Source organism: Runella salmonicolor (genome assembly GCF_024158025.1).
Lineage (GTDB): Bacteria > Bacteroidota > Bacteroidia > Cytophagales > Spirosomataceae > Runella > Runella salmonicolor.
Map to the genome: position 1 here is coordinate 1 of NZ_JAMZEL010000028.1, position 24,740 is coordinate 24,740.

Genomic DNA, 24,740 nt, shown 5'->3' on the forward strand with positions numbered 1-24,740 from the left:
GTGAAGCTGTCTTTGCCCACAAAGCCCGTCGTGGGCGTGTACGTTACCGTACCATCAGCGTTGAAGACGACCGTTCCGTTTACTGGATCACTCAACTTCGTCGGTGCACCCAACGTGCCGTTGGGCGTACCACTTGCATCAGGGTCGTAATCGTTGGCTTTCACCACAATCCCTACGGGCGTGTCCTGATACGTACGACTGTTGTCGTCCGTCGCTACTGGTTTGTTGTTACCCAATGTCTGTAGCCCAAGGATGCTGATCGTCACGCAGGCCGTGTCGCACTTACTTGGACTGCCGTTATCGCACACCTGATAACAGAATTTATCCGTGCCCGTTACCCCGGGATTAGGTGTATAGGTGTAGCTGCCGTCAGCGTTCAGTACAACCGTTCCCTTCGTCGGTGGAGTCGTCGGCGTGGTACTTACCGTCAATACGCCTCCCTCGGGGTCTAAATCGTTTGGCAATACGTTGCCACTCACGGGTGTGTCCTGCGGCGTCTGCGTGATGTCATCCGTCGCAAGCGGCGGCTGGTTGGTATCACATATGATACCCGCATTATCATAGTTACTTTGGTAAACATCTGCAAAATTGAGCGCATTCCCCATGTAGTTATTAAAATCTCCAAATAACATACCTGGTGCATCAGATTGAGGGTCGGAGGCGTTTTCAAACAAACGTACTCCACTTACGCAACCACCTGTCAAAGTGAATTTATATAATAACTTCTCTTGTCCAGCCACCCATGCAATGGGTGCGCCCGTAGTGGATACCCCGTGAAAATCGGAATTTGGGGCAGCTGTTGGTGCGTACACCTGTGAGTTATCCACCCAAACCCCTCCACTTACTGAAGTAATCGTAAGCGGAGCGTCAGCGATGCTTTTGGGAAGTACCACTGTAATTTGTGTTCCCCCGCCTACATTAAAAGTAGCGGCAGAAAAATCGGGACGACCATATACTTCGTATTCGCTCGTCGTTGCATTGAATCTGATGGTGAAGTCAATTTTTTGAGCCATTGCAGTACTCAAAAAAAGGAAACCAACCAAAGTCAATATCAGATTAAAAATTCGTTTCATAATTTTAACGATATAAGAGTAGAAGTATTAAGGTATTTGCTCAAACATGTTATTGAAATTGTAGAGCGGGCCAGTATTAAGGCGATACAACAGCACGTTGTTCTGAATGTAGATAATGTCGTTGTTTGCCCCAGCATATTTGACCTTCCCATCCATGTTGATGTCCCCCAGTTTGTATCCAAAACCATTGTTAAAGTTGTAAGTACTCGCTGAGAAGTCAACTAAAACCTCGTTTAGCGGTTTGGTCAAATCTGTGTTTGCCCCATCATATTTTAATCGAAAATCTGACACGGCATTACCAGCCCATAATACCTTTTTACCCGCCCAAATGATTGTGTTCATTTCAACCCCATCATAATTTAACGTGGAAATATTCGGTTGATTCCACACATCTGAGCTATCCATTACCGTAAAATCAACCAAAGTACCTACAGTTGTCATAGGAATGGCTTTGTTGGTCATTACCCCAAGGTGATTGCGATGTTTTACGGAAACAAAATAAGAGGTACTTGTTAATCCAGTAAATGTCAACGGAGAGGTCCCATCGATCGGTGAAACAATGTCTCCATCTCTTTGCAACAACCCTGAGGCTGTTTGTAGCACTTTTGTGGAATCAGAAGATGAACGGAGTTCTACAAACACCCAATCGACTATGGCATTGCCCGTTCCTACATTTGCTGCAAAAACTGCCGCAGTCGTTGTTTCTCCTCCTCCTTTAACGTGTTTAAAACGGGTACTTGATGCACCAAGTGAATCATTCAAAGCAGTGTATGGCTCTTTGATTGGTAGAAGATTCAATCTACGCAAATCATCACGCATCAATCCATCGCTAGTCGCATATAATGCCCCTTGCAAAAGCACTTTCAGCACCAATTTTGCAACTGGTGGAGGTAAAATCGTCAGTGTTACGGTTGCTGAATCACATTGTACAGGAGTTCCACTATCACAAACTTTATACGTGAAAACATCGCTTCCAACAAAATCACTGTTAGGTGTATACGTATAGGTTCCATCCGCATTAAAAGTGACTGTACCGTTGGCAGGTGAACTTACCTTTGAGAAGGTTAACGGCGTGTTATTATCCGGATCAAAGTCATTCGTTGCTACGGTTCCGCTCACTGGTGTATTTTTGAATGTCACATTTGCATCATCAACTGCAACTGGCGGCTTGTTACCTGCGATTGGCGCTGGTAAAATAGTCACCGTTACTGTCGCAGTATCACACAAGTTTGGAGTTCCATTGTCACATATACGGTAAGTAAATGTATCATTTCCAACATAACCCGTCGTTGGTGTGTACGTATAGGTACCATCAGGATTCAAAGCAACGCTACCATGAGCTGGATCAGTCAACTTTGTCGGAGTCCCCAATGTACCATTTGGTGTACCTGTTGGGTCGGGATCCACGTCGTTGGCTTTGACTTTAATAACCACCGCTGTATTTATGTACGTTTCAGTGGCGTCATCCGCTGCAATTGGCGGGTTGTTCTCAATTGTAGGCGCGGGTACAATGTTTATTGCCACACATGCCGTTGACTTCAACCCTGCATTGTCCGTTATTTCGTAACAAAAGTTATCTTGCCCTGTCGCCCCAGGATTGGGAGTATAAGTAAACGTTCCATTCGCATTTAAAGACACCGTTCCTTTTGTTGGAGGACTCACGGGTGTGGTTGACACCGTTAATGGGCCACCCTCTGGGTCACGGTCGTTTGTTAAGACAGTTCCAGAGACTGGCTTATCTTGTACAGTATTAAAAATATCATTTATTGCAATTGGCGGTAAGTTTATCTCTGTACATACACGATAGTGAACTGTATTTGAAACTTCATAACAACTATCTAGTTGTGTTACTTTTTCGTAGAGAATATCACCAATTACAAAATTTATTGGCTTGGTTCTATACACCGCCACTACCGCATAATATCCCGTATCTACAGCCGCGAAAGAAGCGGTTCCACTTATCGCTTTTATGGTGTTCGTTTTTTCATCAATCAACACATACGTCGTGGTCACTCCTGGGGTTGTACTTGGAGTTGAATTGAAAGAAATCGTCGCAGGGGCAATATAATCACAAGCCCCGCACACTCTGAACGCCAATGGATCTGAATATTTCAAACATCCGCTTGTGCTATATACTTCTGTTATGCGTTTTCCAACGGTTGCATCTTTCAACGTATCTGCATAATAGGCGGCCAAAACATAATAATTACCCGCATTTACCCCCATAAAACTAGGAGCCGTTGGATTAATATTCACAATTTGGCCATTCGCCATGTCAACAAGGAAGTAGGTTTTTAGGTATCCTGCGGGTTCATTTGACACTGTCAAGCTTACGTTGGCTGGTGCTGAACTGTAATCACAGGCCGTTGGCGTAGGTGGCAATGGTGGAAACGGAGATATACAATCATCAAGTTGCACCGTTACCGAATCGGCTGGGCTATAACAACCCGCTGAGTTCTTGGCATATACATAATATACTTGCGCTACGGTTACGGCATTAGGTGTTGATACTACACTCGCTAATGTTGTATTTTTGGCCGAATGCCACTCATAAGTGATACCCGATGGAGCCGCTGAAAGCGTACTCGTCAAATCGGCCGTTAACGTTGGACAAGTATTTTTCAAAATATCCAAGTTTGCCGAAGGGACAGAAGGAGGTGTTGATACCGTTACCGTTGCCATAACTCCAGTACTCTTACAACTTTCACTCACACAAGCCGCATAATACGTCGTCGTTACCGTTGGATTTACCGACGTCGAACTCAACAAGGTCGTTAACCCTGCGTCTGTGTACCATGTCAAGGTGCCTGAGGTACAAGCATCGGCCGTTAGAGTTGTAGTATCTCCTAAACAGATTGTTGAGGACGTTGATTTTACGTTGGTAGGTGCACTCAAGGTTGGACATCCAACTGCCACAGTCACAAGTGCGGTGTCGCATATACTCGTTTCAACCTTGTCACAAATTTGATACTCAAACATCACAGTACCAATAAAGCCTGTTACGGGTGTAAAATCTATGCTCCCATCTGCCTTGACGGTGGCACTTCCCTTTAGAGGATCGGGCTGTACGGTTATCGTTGGCGCATTGACGGTTGTTAAAGACACCGCAACACCATTTCTGGTATCATTACCCAACACAGGAATGTTTACAAGTGTATTGAGTGTAGTTGTTGATGCGTTAGGATTCGCCAAAATACAGGCGTTAATAGTTATATCTACCGAATCGGCTGGGCTATAACAATTATTTACTTTATCGTAATATAATGCATAGTATTTACCCGCTCCTACGGTAAGGTTGCTCAGGGTATCGCTCGCTGATGTAGGTACATTATGAGTACTCCAAACTAAGCTGGTACCCTCTGGCTTGGTCCCTGTATTGGCCAAGCTCCCCAAGTTGACAGTAGTATCTGCGCATACGTTGCTGACCGTAGTACTGGTAATGATCGGTGCATCAGTACCTGCAACGCAGGTGTTGCACGCCCCAAAAATTGCACAAGGGTTGTTAGCCAGAACCGCTCCATTACCCCCTGCTCCACCAACGCCAGTATAAGTGGCAGTTTTAGCATTTAAGCTAGCAGCTGCCATAGGCCCTGCATCCACACAAAAAGTTAAGTTAGGAACAATTGGAGGAGCCCCTGTACTATTATCCACAACACCTCCTAGGGGATCTTGCACCCAAACTAGCCCACCACCACCACTACCTCCGCCGCCGCCACCATGTGAGGTGCCATCTCCTTGAGAACCTGGCTGGCTAGCTCCTTGTCCGCCTTGACCTCCTTTGGCACAGAGTTGAAGTGGCCCATTGGTTACTACCTGTGCATTGACTACCAGTAGTCCACCACCACCACCACCACCACCACCAGAGGCGGGAAAAGATGGATATAGCAAACTACCCGGATCGCCATTGGCCGATATCATCTTATTGTTGGCCTCAATCGTATTGGCACTCATTAACACAATCCCCCCCCCTTGGGTGTTGTTTTGCCCCCCTCCCGCCATCCATATCCGAGGATCAGGGCAATTAAAACTCCCATCACAGTATTGATATTGATGATAAGCCGATGGTGTTTGACCGCCTCCTGAACCACCAATAACTTCTTCAATATAACTATTACTACTAGAACCTCCCAAACCGCCATTTGTACCCGATCGACCTACAGCGTTGTTGTCAGTTCCAGAAACACCACCACCACCACCTACGTAACGGTTTCCACCACCACCACCACTTATTGTATAATTCCAAGGATCAATAATACTGCTCCCATCAGTATCTCCAACATTTCCTATACTACCTTTACCACCCACTGATGTGCCTGTAGTGTTATCAGAGGCATCGCCTCCTGACCCACCACCGGCATAACCTGCTCCGCCGCCGCCGCCGCCGCCGTGAGCCGCTGCTGCTCCGCCACTACCTGCTCCGCCAACACCTGCTCCACCGCCGCCGCCGCCAGAAGTCTTGAATACTGTTATACTTCCACCAAATCCTCCACTTAACGTCCCGTCTGTCAAGTCATTATTAGAAGGAAAGAACTCTCCATTAGCAGTGCCTTTTTTTCCAGCTGAGCCATAGCCACCACCGCCACCGCCAGGTCCCCCAAAAGAAGTACCCCCAGCGCCGCCATAATAGATATCGGCGCCATTGATGGTATTGGTGCCATCAGCGTAGCGAAAGCCCGCCCCGTCGGCATTCACAGTACCATTTAGGGTAATCGTGCCAGGGGTCAGGATTGATACAATACCGCCTGTGGTACCGTCCCACTTTTGTGCCCAAATACCCCCTGAGGGTACCGTAATGCTCGTTGGGTTATAAGGCACCCATACCAACTGCACTTTCTCCGTGGTTGGGCTGTAGGAACGAGTAATTGGTGATAGGGTTAGATTACTGCCACTTACGGCCGTCAGAGTCGCGTACTCAAACTTACCTCCGTTGGCTGAAGTATTGCCCGTCATCTGCACCAACAACACGCGGTCGCCTACCGCCCAAGCGTGGGTAGCACCACTCTCCGTTCCCAAGGTAACGGTATTACCCGAAATCGCGGTTACTTGCCCGTAGCGGTTTACCACCCCGCTACTCAGGGTGAGTTGTGCCTGTAAAGTATAACTACTTACAAGTAGCAGCAAGTAAACCAGAAACTTTTCTCGTAGGATACGAGAAAGCAAGTACGATTTTGTCTTAGCTGTTTTAGAATTCATTGGAAAATAGAAATAAAGGGTACATATTGTTTTATTTATATTCGTCTTACCTCCACCACACCACACTTACATGATGTCTGACATGGTTGATTAGGTAGTGTATCAATACAGCCACCTTCAGTGAGGTAGAGGTATTGATCAATGTTTGGATTAAGATAAGTATCCACTTGACCAGAAGGCCATTGAAGTACTACCTTAGTAACCATTGCTTGCTGACCCAGCCCAATAATCTGGGTGTATGTATTTGTGATACCATAACTTTCACCCGCCCTCACTTCACGTACTTGTATCGTTTGGTCAGAGAGGTAAGCCGTGATTTTAGCTCCTACACCATTTGTATTGGATTGTCGCCCCTGTAACGTAACCGCCAAGAAATGATTCGTATTTGTAGGGTTAAGCCAAAGCGAATCAGGCTTATTGAGACTTGGATTGTAGGAAGTATAGACATCATAAAATCCGTCGTGGTTGAGGTCACCCACCGCAAAAGAATTTGTAATAGCACTACCAAAAGCATTGGCCTGTTTGGTAAAGGTTTTATTATGATTATTGCGCCAAAGTTGCCCCTCCGTGTTTCCTGCAATTAGAATATCCACATAGCCGTCGTTATCAAAATCACGCATGATACCCTGAAGCGGATGCCCTAAACCAGCCAACTGGCTGGTGGTGGTTATATCAGTAAAATGCCCTGTTCCGTCATTTTCTAGTAGCATCGTTGGTGATTCATGATTTGTTACGAGCAAATCTTGGTCTCCGTCGTTATCAATATCCGCAAAATCAGCACTCCATGATTGCCCACTAATTTTAACATTGTAGGCCAAAGCTGCCTCTGTAAACCATCCAGTAGGGTTTATCGAAAAATCCTGCGGGTTTTTGATAATCTCTCCGTTGAGACTACTGTAGGTATTATTGATAAATAACTGATTGATTCTCCGAGGGTCAGTGGGCGCATTCATGGCATAGATACTACACTTGGCTATGTATAAGTCTAAATCGCCATCGTTATCAATATCTGACCACACCAAACCATAATTCCCCGAGTTGTCGGAGGTAGGGACTGTTTTGAAGTCAATCCAATCAAAAACAGGAATAAGTTTGCCAGTTTTATCATTTTTCCACAACTGATTCAGCCCATTGTCATTACAAGCTGAATAATCTAGCCAACCATCGTTGTTAATATCAACCATACTGGCAGCCTGCATTAGTATTCGAGGATTCATAACCGTATCTTCTCGAAATACCCCGCTTCCTTGATTGTATTGAATGGTTAGGCCATCTCTATTACTACCAGTTATAATGTCGTTGCGCTTGTCATTATTGAGATCACCAACGGTCGTTGAGAGAGGCCATAGCGTTGTAAATTTTTTTATTAACTCAGCACGAAAAGTACCTGGCTGCGTCTGATAAAAAACATACATGCTTTTGTTCCCTACTTGGGTACTAATAATATCGTCTAATCCATTCCCATCTAAATCCACAACGGCTTTGCTCCAATACCCAGCATAGTTAGCGTTGGGTAGTTGTGCCGTAGCATTTAGAAAGCGGAGCTGCCCCCAAAGAGACGATAAACTAACAAGCAATACTCCAATAGTTTTTATAACTAATTGATTGATGTTAGTCATTTTCTCTTTATCTACCTTCATGGAGTTGTTTATGAACATCATCTATAAAGTATTTCTTATTTTCTCTTCTTACATCAACCATGTATACACTTTTGGCACAACTACTTACTCAACACCCCTGGCGTAATGGCCGAGCAGTTGGTCAGGCTCCATACGTTGGTAACTTGCTTGTTGGGTTTTGTTGTTAAATCAGCCGTACAACTACCCGCGCTACCCACCGTAAACTGGAAGGCGTTGGTAAGCGCTGAGCCATCGTACTGAAGAGGAATATAAAAGGTTTGTACACCCGTGGTGGTGGTGCTTACGCTCGTGATGCCGTTGCCGAGGCTCATGCCCGACCCACTCACCGTAATGGGCGTAAACGTACCCGCCGTGGTGACATTGATAGTCACCATGAGCGTGGTTTGTGAAGGCGTACCCGCTACTGGCGCTGGAGCAATTTGGGTCTTGCTACAATCTATCGTTCCTACGGCAGGAGTCGTATCAGTAGCGCCCAACCCACCTGTACCAGGGCTTGGATTGCAATTATCCAACAGCTCATTGGCAATGGGAGTCGGAAATCGAAGATTAAAGATAGAACCAGTACCTGGGTTTATCTTTCCTAAACCTGAGTTTGCAAGGCCTTCTCCCTGAAAATAACCTTTACCAGATTTTGAAATAATAAATGCCTGATCGTATCCTCCTTCGTAAGAACTCTCGTTAAACATTCGATAAATTTTGGATGCGCCCTGAAAATTGATGGCTTCCACAACCCAAGCATAGGGAGAGTCAATCCAATACTTGTCTACCGACCTACATTCACCAGCTACCGTACCCATACTGATATTCTCACCACCGTACTCAATAAAATTAGGTAAGTCAGTTCCCTGGTCGTAAGCATAAGAATTGCGTCCTGACCAATACGTTTTATTGTTATCTCCCACAACCAATGAACCATGGAAAATTGACGAGGTAGAAGAATGGCCCCATACCGCCACGTCAATAATTTTGGTAGCACCGGGGGGAAGCGCCAACTCTACAAATCGTTTAAGCACAAATAAAGAATCGCCATTTACAGAGTAGAAAAAACTACCCACTTCTGTATTGGGTATAGGAGGCTGTTTTAGGGCAAATGCCGTATATTTATAGTCTTTAAGTCCGTTCACATCGCGCCACAGGCCCGCTCCATAACCCTTGCCACTGGCACTTAGGGCAAGGGTATTGTAGTAATTTCCACCGCCTACATAGTCAATTTTTACAATATCTTCACCCGCGGGAAAGGGCACCAATACAGGCACAGCCGTACCCATTGGAACCGTAGCAGGAGGTGTACCATTAGGATACGTAAGCCCCGCTTCTCCTGTTAATGTAAAGTAGAACTCAGGTATACCAGTCGCCATTGACTGATGGGCATCGCCAGTAAAATATATTTTTCCGTCGTTACCCTTCAGATAGGTACTCGTTCTGGCCTTGGCACACCAAACAGCCACGTATTTAAACGTATTTACATCAGCCCCTGCTGGTAAAGGAATCTGGGTGAATGTTTGATTGAAACTGGCTATATTGTCGTCTTTTCTACCAATATGATACGCTTTGCCTGATGTCCCGATTACAATCCAATAATCACCAATCTGGGGCATATCAAAATCAACAAAGCTAGTTTCTCCCAAAATAGTCAGTTGAATTGGGGCTCTTCGAGCTTGGGTCGTATCTCCGTTTGTAAATGTAGTTGTCATTGGCCATGCTGTCCCCATTAACCCTGAATGTAAACCCCATCCGTATAGCTTGCCACTTTCAGTAAGACAAGCAAATGTTGGAGTATTGAGATTCGTTCCTCCAGATGTAGTCAAATTGTAAAGGGAGGCTGTTACGCGAACTTTCTTGGGGGTCTCACCTGCAGGAGCCGGAACAAAATAAGGCGTAAGTTGCTGTTGCGGCCTAATGCTTCCGCTGGCAATGGACTGCTTATTATGAATGGAGTAATATCGATTATCCCCCCAAACATATATTTTCTTATCGGTTGTTAAACCAATACTTGTTCTGGCAGTCGCAGTGGAAGAAATATGATCCCAAGAAAGGGTTGACATAGCAGGCTTTCCTAGATCAGAGCCAAATTGTGCACTGGCGCCCGTTGCTGCCAGCAAGCACAGCAGCAGGGGCAGATGAAGCCTCAGCCAGACTCGCAACTGGCTAGTGATAAGATATTTCATATTAATTTTCATAGTAGGGTAGCATTATTATATTTCTCGATTGGTCAATTAGTATTGGTATTTCCGTCATTTACTCAACATCCCCGGCGTAATGGCCGAGCAGTTGGTCAGGCTCCATACGTTGGCGATTTGCTTGTTGGGTTTTTGGGTCAAATCAGCCGTACAACTACCCGCGCTGCCCACCGTAAACTGGAAGGTGTTGGCGAGAGCAGATCCATCGTAGTTGAGCGGAATGTAGAACGCTTGTACACCCGTGGTGGTGGTGCTTACGCTCGTGATGCCGTTGCCGAGGCTCATGCCCGACCCACTCACCGTGATGGGCGTAAACGTACCCGCCGTGGTGACATTGACACTCACCATCAGCGTGGTTTGCGATGGCGTACCCGCTACCGGCGCTGGCCACAATTTCGTTTTGCTACAATCAATAGTACCTACGGCAGGAGCCGAAGTTACCGCTGCACCAGCATCACCTGGATTGGGATTACAAACATCTAGCTGTTCATTGGCAATGGGTATAGGAAAAATGGTAGTTGACTTAACAACTTTACCTAAGCCTGAATATGCCTTTATCCCTCCTTCAAAGTAGCCTCGCCCCGTTTTTGATATGATAAACATACGCCCCGAAGCAGGTGGAGCACATATTTTTGCAGCCCCTCTGTAGTTGATGAGTTCTACCGTCCATTGGGTCTTTGATGGGGTTGCAATAGGTCTTGTGTCATCACAACGTGGTGTGTTGTAAGGGTCGTTAAATTGAAGAAAATTTGGAAAAATCAAAGCATTAAGGGTGTTAGCGTTTCTTCCTGCCCAATATGCTTTGTATTCATCCGTTATCACCACACAACCCATATTTACGGCATCTGAAGCAGTTACGCCATTGTCATATATATCAATAATCTTTGACGCCGAAGGAGGCATGGCTATTTCGCAGAAACGCTTAAGAATATAGAGCGTATCACCGCCATAAGGTACCTTAGCCAACTCAGTATTGAGCGTTGGCAATTTTGCCAGCGGGTAAGTAAAATATTGCTTGTTAGTGTAACCGGTTATGGGGTATGTATAAACCCTCCCCCAAAAACCAGAAGCATACGCTTTTCCTGAAGCACTTATGGCATAATAAGCAGAAGCAATAGAGGTGTTACCACCTGTGATTTTCATTTCAACAATATCTTCTCCTGCTGGAAAGGGCACAAGCCGAGGAATATCAGTTCGCAAATTCGGTATCGCGGGGGGAGGATTGCCCCCTGCATCGGGGTAAGTACTCGTAGCGGGATCACTATAGTAAGATGGCACCCCTACTGACACCCTTTGCGTTAGACCGGTGTAGTATATGTTTCCATCATTTCCTTTCAGATACACCTGATGTCCTTCAGTCACAGCCCCATTTGCTGTCCATACCCTTACATATTTGAATGTAGCAGCGTCTGCGCCAGCAGGAATTGGGATAGCAGCAAACGTACCATCGTATAAAGCAGCAGCGTTGCCAATGGTGTAGGCCTTACCCGATGCGCCAATGGCTACCCAAAAATTAGAGTACGAGGCACCAAAGGCAAAATCCACAAACTGGCTCTCTCCAAGAATGGTAATTTGCTGTGGTGTACGTTTTGATAATGTTGAATCTGGTGCAAGACCCGTATAAGTGGTACTGTTAGACAATACAGGCCAAGAGGGAATACCAGGAAAATAACCCAGGTTCAATCCCCAGCCGTATAATTTTCCACTCTCGGTGAGACATCCAAAAAAATTATTAAATACATTAGCACCAGTGGCAGTCGAACGGCCATGGCCTGCAGCTACTTTTATCACTTTTTCGCCTGCCGGCGATGGCACGTAGTACGGCGTAGTTTGTACAATAGGAGCGCCAGTTGAAGCTACATTAGTATGAATGGTAAATACATAATTACCACCCCATACGTACATTTTGTTGTTTTTTGTCAGACCAATAGTGTGATCTGCATAGTCAGAATCCACAGTACTTATATGGTCCCAAGTAAGGGTTGACATAGCAGGGCTTCCTAGATCAGCGCCCCATTGTGCATTGGCGCCCGTTGCTGCCAACAAGCACAGCAGCAGATGGAGCATTTGCCAAGCACGCAACTGGTCAGTGGTACGGTATTTTGTATTAATTTTCATCATAAGAAAGACTTATTTTTATATCTTCCGAGTGGTATTTTCGTCATTTACTCAACACCCCCGGCGTAATGGCCGAGCAGTTGGTCAGGCTCCATACGTTGGTGACTTCCTTGTTGGGTTTTTGGGTCAAATCAGCCGTACAACTCCCCGCGCTGCCCACCGTAAACTGGAAGGCGTTGGTAAGCGCTGAGCCATCGTACTGAATAGGGATATGAAAGGTTTGTACACCCGTAGTGGTGGTGCTTACGCTCGTGATGCCGTTGCCGAGGCTCATGCCCGAACCACTCACCGTGATGGGCGTAAACGTACCCGCCGTGGTGACATTGACACTCACCATCAGCGTGGTTTGTGAGGGCGTACCCGCTACCGGCGCTGGCGATAATTTCGTTTTGCTACAATCTATCGTACCTACACCAAGTACCGAAGTTACCGTTCCAACAGCTTCACCTGGATTGGAATTACAAACATCTAGTTGTTCATTTGCAATGGGTATAGGAAAAACAGTAATTCGGTTGTTTTCACCAATTCTACCTAAGCCTGAATATGAATATATAGCCCCTTCAAAGTAGCCTCGCCCCGTTTTTGATATGATAAACTTACGCATAGTAATCGAACCATAAGCAGGACCGCTTATTTTTGCCGCCCCCCGGTAGTTGATGAGTTCTACCGTCCATTGGGTCTTTGATGGGGTTGCAATAGGCCTTGCGTCATTACAACGTGGTGTGCGGAAAGGGTCACTATATTGAAGATAATTTGGAAAATACAAATCTGAAATTTGATTATCGTTATGTCCCGCCCAATAGGCTTTGTATTCATCCGTTATCACCACACAAGCCATTCGTCGGGGGTTTGTACCACTCTGGCCATAGTCATATATATCAATAATCTTTGACGCCGAAGGAGGCATGGCTATTTCGCAGAAACGCTTAAGCAAATAGCTCGTATCACCAGCGCTAGAGGATACCTTAGCCAACTCGGTATTGGGCGTTGGCGATTTTGCCAGCGGATACGCAAAATATTGTTTGTTAGTATAATTAGTGATGGGGCTTACAAAAACCCTCCCCCAAAAACCACAACCATACGCTTTTCCTGAGGCACTTAGGGCATAAAAAGCAGCATAAGGGTCGGCACCACTACTACCGGTGATTTTCATGTCAATGATGTCTTCCCCAGCGGGAAAAGGCACAAGCTTAGGAACATCGGTTCGCAAATTTGGTGACGAGGGTGGAGGATTGCCCCCTGCATCGGGGTAAGTATTAGTAACGGGATCAAAATAGTAAGATGGCACCCCTACGGTTCCTAGCACTCGGCCAGTGAAGTATATGTTTCCATCATTTCCTTTCAGATACATCTGCTGTCCTATACTCGCACCTGTGCCAGTTGGTGCCCATACCCTTACATATTTGAATGTAGCAGCGTTTGCGCCCGCAGGAATTGGGATAGCGGCAAACGTACCATCGTGAAAACCACCATAGTTGCCGATGGTGTAGGCCTTACCCGATGCGCCAATGGCTACCCAAAAATTAGAGGACGCGTTAGCAAAGTCGAAATCCACAAACTGGCTCTCTCCAAGAATGGTAATTTGTTGTGGAGTACGCCTTGATAATGTTGAATCCGATGCATTATAGCCCGCAGGCAATACAGGCCAAGAGGGAATACCAGGAAAATAACCCAAGTTCACTCCCCAACCGTATAATTTTCCACTCTCGGTGAGACACCCAAAAAAATCATTAGCTCTACTAGCACCAGAGGCAGTACTAGCTGCACCGCCGGCAGCTACCTTTATCACTTTTTCGCCTGCGGGCGATGGTACGTAGTAAGGCGAATATTGCTGAATAGGTTCGCCAGTAGTAGTAGCTGCCTTAGTGTGAATGACAAAGGAAGCGTTCGTACCCCATACGTACATTTTGTTGTTTTTTGTCAGACCAATAGTAAGACCAGCTGTAGGATCGCTGGCAGTACTTATATGGTCCCAAGTAAGGGATGACATAGCAGGGCTTCCTAGATCAGCGCCCCATTGTGCATTGGCGCCCGTTGCTGCCAGCAAGCACAGCAGCAAATGGAGCATTTGCCAAGCACGCAACTGGTCAGTGGTACGGTATTTTGTATTTGTTTTCATTGGTTAAATAGCTATAAATATTTGTTGAGCAGCGACGCAAGCCACGATGAGTTTTCCTCCCTGCCTCATATTTGTGTTGGTCTATCTTTCTTACTTAAAATTTTATAGCGTGGGTTTTTCTGAAGGTATCACGCGCAAAAAAATTAGATAAGTCCGTTCGATTTGCTATTCGTTTTTCAGTCTTCATAACTTTGATTCGGTTTATTTTTAAACAATAACCCCACTTTGTCATTTGTTAAACGCTATCGCTTCGGGATTTTCAAAAATGAGAAGCAGGGAAAATATTATCATTAATTATGTTGTTTATTAGATAGGTAGACGACAATTATTGCTCCACAGTCACAACAAAAAAGAAGTTAATTAACCAATTGAGAGCGAAAACCAACGAATTTTCTTAAATAAAGAATGAAATTGCACATTTGGCATTTTTTTATGCTTTTGTTATTTGGCAACCCAGCTATTTATTTTTTACATTTTTTATACCAAATAACAGACATTATGTATCTTTGACCAAAATGGCATGATTTTTGCCAATCCAAAGCCAAAAAAGACGCTGCCGTTGGTGTGTTTTTTGGCTCATTGTTGTAGGCGAAAAATTAGGATGATACAGACCGAGGCAATGGCTAAAAGTTAACCGTTCCCTTCAAAGTACGACTTAAATTTGCCCGCATAGGTAGTGCCTACTTCGATGTGTTTGTCGCCGATGTATATTTTTTGGTAGTCAAAACTTGTAATTTTGGCTTTATTGACAATGTAAGAGCGGTGTAGTCGAATAAAGTCTGAGGTCGGGAGTACCTGTTCAATTTGTTTAATCAGTCCATTGACAACCAGAACTTTGCCACCCTCCAGATGAAACTTGGAATAAGTGCCGTAGGCCTCGATATAGATGATATCGGGCGTGTTTAACACTTCTATTCTCCTGCCCGACCGAATGAGGAGTTTTTCAGGAAAAACCACGCCGTACTCGCCTACCCGAGCATTCAAGCCCCGTAAGACCGCTTTTTCTAAGCGTTGCGGCGTGTAAGGCAAAGGCAAAAAATCAATGGCTCCCAATTCATACGCCTTTAGGGCATCATTGGGATTTTCGGAAGTTATTACTACCTGACCCAATTTGTTTAAATCGGTCGATTCCAAGAAGCTATCGAACCCCTCGGTGGCGGCATCGATGATAACCAACGAAGGGCGGCTTTTTTGGAGGATTTTGGTAAACTTTGATAAACTTTCACAATGAGTACAGGACACCGACGTAAAAGCAATCGACAACTGCTCAATATCGGTGCACAAAGTACTTGTGAGCGGAGAATTTCCAACGAGCAGACAATAAGCTTGGTGAATCATACGAATAAAAACAAGACTGGCTAAAAAAGATACCATTACCATGGCAATAATGCATCAATTTTATTCTCAATATGCTAAGCCCTGTCAGTCGTCAAATGTAATGTCATTTTTTTATGTTAAGTTGGCCCATATTTTACTTGAAATGGCCTCTTTGCCAAAGGATTTTAGAGAAAAGCAATTGGCTTTTATCCTAATTCAATCACTTTTTACCAAAAACAGATAATTTTCCCTGGGGTAAAAAGGCCTTTTTCTGTTTTAATTTGACCTTAAATAATACCATTTAACAAAAGATTAGTCCACTCCCTACTATGAATAACCTATCTGTACTTGTAATTGACGACGATACTGAACATGCCGAATACCTTGTAGAATATCTATCACAAATTCAGGCGCTGTCTCACATCAAAGTAACACAAAGCCCACAGGAGGGCATGAAAGAACTTCTGCAAACTCACTACGATTTGCTATTTTTGGACATGCATATGCCCGAAATCACGGGTATTGAGCTGCTCAAAAGCCTTAGCCTTCCTCCCACCATCGTAGTGACAGCCCACCCTTCTTTTGCCTTAGAATGCTTCGACATAGACACTGTGGTTGACTTTATAGAAAAGCCCGTAACCCTCATCCGCCTGACACGCGCGGTACAGCGAGCCACCCAGGAGATTTCACCCATGCTCCCCAAAGCATTGTTTTTGAAAGTAGGGCACAAGATGCAGCAATTCAACATAGACGATATCCTGTACATAGAAGCAGATGGAATCTATTGCAAAATCCACACAAAATCTGAGGTAACCCTTGCCAATATCAACATATCGGATATAGAGAAAAAACTGTCAAATACCAACTTAGTACGTCTCCATAAATCTTTTATTTACAACCTGACCCGCATTACGTCGTTTGATAACCGCCACCTCTGGATAGACAAACAGCGTTTTTCGCTGGGGGTGCAGTACCGAGGTAAGCTATCCCAAATCTTAAACGCCAAACCAGCGGAGTGATGAAAAAGCTGGTTTGGCTATTACTGCTGTGGCATCTGATCCTGGGGTCAGAAAAGTTGTGGGCGCAACATTCATCCGTAGAATTTCGACAGGATACGGCGCGCATTTCTGGGTACATTGCGCAAGCCCACAAGTACTTCCTTAGAAGGTCGGCCGATAGTTTACTGTATCAAGTACAGCAGGGCTTTCATTTATCCAAAAAATGGAACATCACTACCTATCATTCCGTTTTATTCCGCTATTGGGGGCATTACTACCGAAACCAAAAAAAATTTGACAAAGCATTGGTTTTCTACAAAAAAGCCCGCCAGTGGGCTTGGAAACACGGTGACAAAAGAGAAATTGCACACAATGGTTACATAATAGCAATGGCTTATTTTGGGAAGTTAAATATCACCCTTAACAAGGCCAATCAAACGGCTTTGATTCGGCAGCTTTATGAAAACTTACGTTTTTCGTCTCAGTATGGTACCTCCTACCATCTTTACGGAAACTATGGCCTGTTGGCCCTTGCCTATGAGCGAAATGGTAATGACTCGTTGCGGTATTATTACTACGATAAGTTGTTGTCTGTTTCAAAGAGCGGAAATACTCCCATAGACAGCCTGCTCGATCATTATTATGTATTTAGTTTAAACCTCTACCGAAAAAACGTTGAAAAAGCTCAAGAATACTACCAGAAGGTCATCAACATTGAAGGTAAAAAAGACTTTCCGCTTGTTTATATCTATACTTTAGGGCTTATGCTTAATGACTGTGTGAAGTTGGGGTACTGGGACTTGGCCACCCAACTCGCCGCCCAACTAAAGCAAGGTGACGAAGCTTATGGAGACAAAGGTGATCTGGCAAGGCTCTATGCCAACCGAGCCAAGATTCATCTGCATCAGCTACACTATAGCAAAGCCGCAAAAGCCATCCAAAAAGCACGCAGATTCGCTCAGCAAATAATACCACCCGATAAACTAATCCCAACCACCGAACTGGACCTACTCGAAGGAGAACAAATAATAGCCGAATACCACAAACAATTCCCGCGGGCTATCGCCCTCAATAAACGTATTATGAGTCTCAAAGACAGCCTCAGAGCTACCTACGGAAGTTTTGACCTAATTTCTATAGAGGAACGCCTTGCGAGCGAACAAAAAGAGCGGGATTTCAGACAACAACTCCAACTCAAACGCCTCGAAAACCAACGCGAAGCGGAGAGAAATCAACGTAAGATCTGGGTAGCAATGGTTATTATCAGCCTACTGTCGGGAGTAGTGATAGTAATCAGCTTACAAGCCAAGAAGATTAACCAACAAAAACGCAAACTGGAAGCCCTCAATCAAACCAAAGATCGTTTGTTTTCAATCATTGGCCATGATTTGCGTACCCCTATTGTGAGTACCAAAATCAACCTGCGTCGGTTGGCAAATCAAAAACAAATCTCCGTAGCCGAGTTCAGCAGCGCTATTCAAAAACAGCTCCCACGGCTCCACACGCTGTTGCTTACGGTCGACAATTTACTCTACTGGTCGCATAATCAAAAGGATACCTTTCAATTCCAGTATCAAAAGGCTGTTCTAAATGATGTTTTGATGGAAGTACTCGAAATGCTCGAAGAGAGCATCGAAGTAAGCAAAATTACCCTTCAAAACTGCCTCACTAATGAGCTAACAATCATGGCTGATTCCAATCACCTGCGCATTATTCTGCGAAATGTGATTCAGAACGCCATTAAGTTTACGCCACAGGGAGGGATGATTTCTTTTCACGCAGAAGAAGTAATGCCGCAACGCATCGCGTTTGTTGTGAAAGACACTGGTATGGGTTTTGAGCAAAGTCAAAAAGATATCTCCAAAAAAGGCACGGGATTGGGATTGAAGTTAGTAAAAGAACTAATGGAATTGAATAACGGAGCTTTGGAGATTGCCACCGTGCAGGGAGAGGGCGCAGAAGTTCGGCTCCTTTTTCTAAAAGATTAACGACTTCATTTACACCAAGTTGGTTTATATTTTGCTTGAAATGGTGTTTTTTCAAGTAATTTCTTAGAAAAACTATTGATTTTTATCCGAAACCAATCATTTTTTGCTAAAACGGAGAATTTACTTTTTGGGGATAGAGATGAAAAAACTGGTTTTTTTACTACTGCTGTGGCATCTGCTCCTGGGGTCAGAAAAGATGTGGGCGCAACAGTCATCCGTAGAATTTCGCCAAGATACGGCACGTATTTCCGAGTACATTGCGCAAGCCCACAAGTACTTTCTTAGAGAGGAGGGCGATAGTTCACTGTATTGTGTAAAGCAGGGCTTTCAGTTATCCAAAAAATGGAACATCATTACCTATCACACTTCTTTGTATAATTATTGGGGACATTATTTTAGACTTAGAAAAGAGTTTGATAAGGCAATAACTATGTATAAACGGGCCCAACAATGGGCTTGGAAGCGTGGTGTCAAAGAAGATATTGAGGGCAGTGGTTATAATTTAGGTGTGGCCTATACTGACAGGCTGACCCATTCTATGACGAAGGCCAACCAAGTGGCGGCGATTCGACAACTCTACGAAAATTTACGTTTTTCGTCTCAGTATAATACCTCCTACCATATCGACGGTACCTATAGCCTCTTGGCTCTTCTCTATGAGCGCTACGGTAATGACTCGTTGCGGTATTATTATTATGAAAAGTTGGTTTCTATTTCGCAGAAAAATAAGGCTCCCGCCGACCGTCTGATCAATCTCTATTTTTTATTTAGCTTAAGCCTGTACAAAAAAAACGTTGAAAAAGCTCAAGAATACTATCAGGAGCTCATACACATTGAAGGTAAAAAAGACTTTCCAGCTATTCATTTTACCATTTTAAGATCAATGCTCGACGATTGTGTGAAACGGGGTTATTGGGACTTGGCTACCCAACTCGCCGCCCAACTAAAGCAAGGTGACGAAGCTTATGGAGACAAAAAGGACCGCGTAGGGCTCTATACCAACCTAGCCAGCATTCATCTGCATCAGCTACACTATAGCAAAGCCGCAAAAGCCATCCAAAAAGCACGCAGATTCGCTCAGCAAATAATACCACCCGATAAACTAATCCCAACCACCGAACTGGGCCTACTCGAAGGAGAACAAATAATAGCCGAATACCACAAACAATTCCCGAGGGCGCTCGCCCTCAATAAACGTATTATGAGTCTCAAAGACAGCCTCAGAGCTATCTATGGAAGTTTTGACCTAATTTCTATAGAGGAACGCCTTGCGAGCGAACAAAAAGAGCGGGATTTCAGACAACAACTCCAACTCAAACGCCTCGAAAACCAACGCGAAGCGGAGAGAAATCAACGTAAGATCTGGGTAGCAATGGTTATTATCAGCCTACTGTCGGGAGTAGTGATAGTAATCAGCTTACAAGCCAAGAAGATTAACCAACAAAAACGCAAACTGGAAGCCCTCAATCAAACCAAAGATCGTTTGTTTTCAATCATTGGCCATGATTTGCGTACCCCTATTGTGAGTACCAAAATCAACCTGCGTCGGTTGGCAAATCAAAAACAAATCTCCGTAGCCGAGTTCAGCAGCGCTATTCAAAAACAGCTCCCACGGCTCCACACGCTGTTGCTTACGGTCGACAATTTACTCTACTGGTCGCATAATCAAAAGGATACCTTTCAATTCCAGTATCAAAAGGCTGTTCTAAATGATGTTTTGATGGAAGTACTCGAAATGCTCGAAGAGAGCATCGAAGTAAGTAAAATTACCCTTCAAAACTGCCTCACTAATGAGCTAACAATCATGGCTGATTCCAATCACCTGCGCATTATTCTGCGAAATGTAATTCAGAACGCCATTAAGTTTACGCCACAGGGAGGGATGATTTCTTTTCACGCAGAAGAAGTAATGCCGCAACGCATCGCGTTTGTTGTGAAAGACACCGGTATGGGTTTTGAGCAAAGTCAAAAAGATATCTCCAAAAAAGGCACGGGATGGGGATTGAAGTTAGTAAAAGAACTAATGGAATTGAATAACGGAGCTTTGGAGATTGCCACCGTGCAGGGAGAGGGCGCAGAAGTTCGGCTCCTTTTTCTAAAAGATTAACGACTTCATGGATAATTTAGGGAGCCCTCTCATCAAACATTTACCACTCAAAGCACGGTTTATCTGCAATTTTTAGCTATTTAGTCATTCGTACTTTGATGTATTCATTTGACATTTCAATCCATTTTTCTGTACGTTGATGGTATAAGACCCAATTAGTCATTTTTTGGCTGGCCACTTGTAACTATATATTGTAGAGATTTTAAATCAAACCTTTACAATAAAATAGTTCAACCATATGACCACTTTCCCTACTTCCTTACCACCTACTGAGGAGGTAATAATCACGATTGACCCGGCTTTTGTCAAACAAGTACTTGATATGCTCATTAGCCATTCGATTCCTTTTCGGGCAAACTTTTCTTTTCCTTCCAAAGAAGAACCCGCATTCTCCCCTCACTTCCCATTGAAGAAGCTTCCCGAAGTAGTAAAAGATGAGCAAACTGAACTTTGGGAAAGCATACCTCAATTTATTGTCGACAGCTTAAAAAAAGGAAATTCTTTAAGCATTGAAGAGATGGCTTCGTGGGTAAAATTAACTCCCCACGCCTTTAAAACAAAGTTTATCACTTATTATGGTAAGCCATTCTACCAGTATTATTTAGAGCAAAGAATGAAATATGCCTCCGAACTATTGCTTCGTGGTTATAAATCAACGGAGGTAGCTATACAGGTGGGTTATGGCGAAAAATCAATTATCAAATTCACGAAGATGTTCCACAAACATTTCGGAATTACGCCAAAAAAGTATCAGATGAGTCACAGTGTAAAGAAATAAGAAGTGCCTTGGCAAGAGCAGGTTGTTTTTGGGCGCTGTTGACGTGAATCATTATTATAGGGTACGCCAAACTAGGTTTATAGGTGTACGACTACGCAGTATACACAACAGAAACCAAACGATAGGTAGGAAATTTTCTAAAATAAGATGGTCGCCAGACTTGGTTATGCTTTGGAGAGAAACATAGAACGCCCTAAAAAAGACAAAGCACAGTGTATATCACTGTGCCTGTACTACTATACTCAACGTTATGAAAAATTTTTATATCCGAAAAATGACTCTATGCTATCGACGCATGAGGAATTTTGTTCGGTACTACTAAGGAAAGAATCGTCGTTTATTTACGGTAAGTCACACTTTTGGTCGCTTTAGCATCTCCTCTATCTCTCCATCTCAGCGAAAGTAACTACTTAATTATTTTGTTTTGGTAAAGTGAAACCGAGAATATATGTATTAACAATTATTTTTAAGAATGTGTTTTAATTGACCATTCTTTTTTTACAAATATATGTTAAAACTCATATTAATCTGTTCGTATATAATGAATCGTGTTTTTTTTTATATGAAAGCTATGAAAATTTGAATGGATGCCTGAAAATCAATAAAAGCTGTTTATTTTTGATGAGTGCCTTTTTTACTTAGAAAATTAACCTATCTAATGAAGAATAAATTCGCTGCTCTTATTGTTGAGGATGACCCTGTTGCGGAGGCAGAATTGACTCTTTTTTTAGGTAGAACAAATATGTTTGAGAAACCCACTGTTTTTGCCTCAGTAATGGAATCCTACAGCCATCTCGTCGGTCAAACAGTAGACATCCTTTTTTTAGACCTTGAGTTACGCGATTTTTCAGGGTTAGAACTATTAAGGCTCATTGAAAGCCCACCACCCGTCATCATTACGTCTTCCCATGTCGAACTAGCCATTGATTGTTTTGAGTTTGACGTGGCTGATTTCTTAAGTAAACCTTACTCTTATACCAGATTGTTGCGGGGTATTCATCGTGCAATCCAAAAACAGCCCTCCAGCCATACCTCAGGGGAAGATGCGTCATCAAAAAAACATATCTTTTTACAAACTGGGCGTGCCTCGGAGCGGTTTGAGTTAAATGATATTTTATACATCGAAGCCTACGGCATTTATGTAAAAGTAATAACAAAATCGGGGGTTTCAGTAGTCAACCAAATGTTGTCAAGCATAGAAAAGGACCTTCCGCCCACCTCTTTTTTGAGAGTGCACCGTTCTTTCTTAATTAATCTTGAACATCTCAAAAGAATCGAACCCAATGACCTGTGGATTGGTAGTTTTCAAATTCCGATTGGCTTGTCACACAAAGATAAGGTACGTCAAACACTGAAAAATAATAGGATAATTGATTAAACTTTTCGGTTAGGGACCGTAAAATAAAAGGTACTGCCTTCTCCTTCAAGGCTAGTTGCCCATAATTCTCCCCCGTTTTTACGAACAAATTCCTGGCTTATCCAAAGTCCCATTCCGTTACCTTTTTCTCCATTTGTACCGAGTATACTTGAACGGGAAGCGCCAGTTAGGACCCTTTCTAACTCCTCTGCTCCAATCCCAATACCCGTATCCTGAATCGAAATGACCGTTTTATCAGATTTTTCTTCAGCTTCAATGATAATTTTGCTTGCAGGGAAGGAAAACTTAACTGCATTACTCAATAAATTCCTCAAAATCAACTGCAAATGATTTTCATCACCCCATCCTAAGGTTCTGGTAGGCACTTTATTGAGCACCTGCATCTGTTTAGCATTTATTTCCTCCTTTTGAAAAAGAATAGCTTCTTCCACCACTTCCCTGATGGGTATCTCAACAACAACACTTTTGTATCCGCTCAGCTGCAAATTTGCCCAATTCAATAAATTACTCAGCAGCAGGCCTACATCTTTAGTTTTAAAATCTATTTCATTAATAATCTGCTTAGATTGCTCTACAGTGAGGTCACCTTCATTGAGTCGTCTAATGGTTGACTGCAAATGATACAGAGGAGCGCGAAGGTCATGGCTGATTACGGCAAATAACTGGTCTTTGTACTGATTTATTTCCTGCAAATCAACCGTCTGCTGAGATAGTTGCTCATTTCTCTTGATTAACAACGCCTGAAATTGTCTAAAAATTGACTTATTAAAATAGACGCAAACACAGATAAAAAAATAACAAACTGTAAAATTTACAATTACTGAATAGTAATTGCCATAGGTCCAACCCCGAGATATATCTTTGATAACCAACACAATAACCCAATAAACTGCTACATTAAACACAATTGCCACTGCTTGAAGATACCTATCAAAAAGCACCATGCCCATGGCAGATAGCCCCACTACAACGATTTGCAAATCATCGATTTTGCCCAAATTCTGATTATATACGGCAACTGCTATTAAAATGAAGTGGGTAACCGCAAATATGTAAACAAAACCAACTCGGTAATGGTATGCTTTAAGCATTAAATAAAGTGGTAAATTTATAATGGCAAAAACAACCATTAAAATAACCGTAATGGCCCCATCTCCCCAAAAAAAATCCATCAAAGAAAGAATAATCTGTAACACTAAACAGCAGATATTAAGCACATTACACAAAAGAATACGCTGTTCATCCAATGGCGATAAGCTAGGGTGTACCCCTGTAGTACATAGGTTTTTCCAAGACAAATTTTTCATAACTATACTCTTTTTCCGACGCCCAATGTAACCCATAGGGATATATACGTCAATAAATGTTCTATTCGACGCTTTATACTCAACTTAGTCACAAGATGAGGCCCTTAAAGAATGAAATTGTGCTATCTTCTCAAAACCACTGAAAAAGAAAAAACTTTTAAAAAAGCACAAACAACCATCCCAAGATTCGTGTTAGGATGTTATGGGTACGTTCATTTTTGGTGAAATAAACGTACAAAAGCATAACTCAAAAACTTAGTTAAACTTTGGCAGAGAGAAAGGTTGACTAACAACCAAGTAGGGAAAAAGAAGAGGAGAAACGATGATTAAACAAATCACCAACAGGCATCCTACTAAAACACGAACTAATCGCTCAAAAAGGTTCATTATATGAGGGTTACTAAAGATGTATTATGTTTTTTTGATAACAACCACTTATTAGACCTCTTCAAGGATTTTTCTGAATATGTCTTTTAACAGCATTTTCAGATTGGGATGCTACGTGCGTATATTTTCTAAATAAAATTTAGCCTCTAATTAAAGA

General features: G+C 43.3%; 13 protein-coding genes. 5 read left to right on the forward strand and 8 right to left on the reverse strand.

Features of this window, described 5'->3' with window-relative positions:
* The 7 genes from NCI00_RS29090 to NCI00_RS29120 all read right to left on the reverse strand — a co-directional run.
* Positions 1–1,073: Ig-like domain-containing protein (locus NCI00_RS29090; RefSeq protein WP_253533444.1), on the reverse strand; the 1,073-nt coding region annotated here is incomplete at its 3' end.
* Between the two features lie 27 nt (positions 1,074–1,100).
* Positions 1,101–6,194: an Ig-like domain-containing protein gene (locus tag NCI00_RS29095; RefSeq protein ID WP_289623400.1), complete on the reverse strand. Its 5,094-nt coding sequence runs from the start codon at positions 6,192–6,194 to the stop codon at positions 1,101–1,103.
* Between the two features lie 107 nt (positions 6,195–6,301).
* Positions 6,302–7,927 (reverse strand): CRTAC1 family protein, encoded by a 1,626-nt coding sequence (locus NCI00_RS29100; RefSeq protein ID WP_253533446.1) that lies wholly within the window; start codon positions 7,925–7,927, stop codon positions 6,302–6,304.
* A gap of 59 nt (positions 7,928–7,986) precedes the next feature.
* Positions 7,987–9,600, reverse strand: a complete 1,614-nt coding sequence (locus tag NCI00_RS29105; RefSeq protein ID WP_253533448.1) for a hypothetical protein — start codon at positions 9,598–9,600, stop codon at positions 7,987–7,989.
* A 540-nt stretch (positions 9,601–10,140) separates the two neighbouring features.
* Positions 10,141–12,207 (reverse strand): RCC1 domain-containing protein, encoded by a 2,067-nt coding sequence (locus NCI00_RS29110; RefSeq protein ID WP_253533450.1) that lies wholly within the window; start codon positions 12,205–12,207, stop codon positions 10,141–10,143.
* A 40-nt stretch (positions 12,208–12,247) separates the two neighbouring features.
* Positions 12,248–14,323: a hypothetical protein gene (locus tag NCI00_RS29115; RefSeq protein ID WP_253533452.1), complete on the reverse strand. Its 2,076-nt coding sequence runs from the start codon at positions 14,321–14,323 to the stop codon at positions 12,248–12,250.
* A 630-nt stretch (positions 14,324–14,953) separates the two neighbouring features.
* Entirely contained in the window at positions 14,954–15,661 is a 708-nt protein-coding gene (locus NCI00_RS29120; protein ID WP_253533454.1) for a LytR/AlgR family response regulator transcription factor, read from the reverse strand.
* A 308-nt stretch (positions 15,662–15,969) separates the two neighbouring features.
* Here NCI00_RS29120 and NCI00_RS29125 point away from each other — a divergent pair, with 308 nt between their 5' ends.
* The 5 genes from NCI00_RS29125 to NCI00_RS29145 all read left to right on the forward strand — a co-directional run bounded on the left by NCI00_RS29125 (position 15,970) and on the right by NCI00_RS29145 (position 22,889).
* A complete protein-coding gene (locus tag NCI00_RS29125; RefSeq protein ID WP_253533456.1) occupies positions 15,970–16,659 on the forward strand; it encodes a LytR/AlgR family response regulator transcription factor in 690 nt (229 codons plus the stop codon).
* Complete coding sequence (locus tag NCI00_RS29130; RefSeq protein ID WP_253533458.1) at positions 16,659–18,626, forward strand: sensor histidine kinase; 1,968 nt, start codon at positions 16,659–16,661, stop codon at positions 18,624–18,626. The genes NCI00_RS29125 and NCI00_RS29130 overlap by 1 nt, the downstream gene beginning before the upstream one ends.
* Positions 18,627–18,765: 139 nt before the next feature.
* Positions 18,766–20,733 carry a tetratricopeptide repeat-containing sensor histidine kinase gene (locus NCI00_RS29135; RefSeq protein ID WP_253533460.1) on the forward strand — a complete coding sequence of 656 codons (1,968 nt, stop codon included), beginning with the start codon at positions 18,766–18,768 and terminating at the stop codon, positions 20,731–20,733.
* 238 nt (positions 20,734–20,971) lie between these two features.
* On the forward strand, positions 20,972–21,511 hold the full coding sequence (locus NCI00_RS29140) for a helix-turn-helix domain-containing protein (RefSeq protein WP_253533462.1): 540 nt from the start codon (positions 20,972–20,974) through the stop codon (positions 21,509–21,511).
* A 658-nt stretch (positions 21,512–22,169) separates the two neighbouring features.
* On the forward strand, positions 22,170–22,889 hold the full coding sequence (locus tag NCI00_RS29145) for a LytR/AlgR family response regulator transcription factor (RefSeq protein ID WP_253533464.1): 720 nt from the start codon (positions 22,170–22,172) through the stop codon (positions 22,887–22,889).
* On the opposite strand, the gene NCI00_RS29150 is transcribed toward NCI00_RS29145, so the two are convergent.
* The gene (locus NCI00_RS29150) at positions 22,886–24,196 is read right to left on the reverse strand and encodes a sensor histidine kinase (protein ID WP_253533466.1); all 1,311 of its coding nucleotides are present in this window, start codon (positions 24,194–24,196) and stop codon (positions 22,886–22,888) included. The genes NCI00_RS29145 and NCI00_RS29150 overlap by 4 nt on opposite strands.
* Between the last annotated feature and the right edge of the window lie 544 nt (positions 24,197–24,740).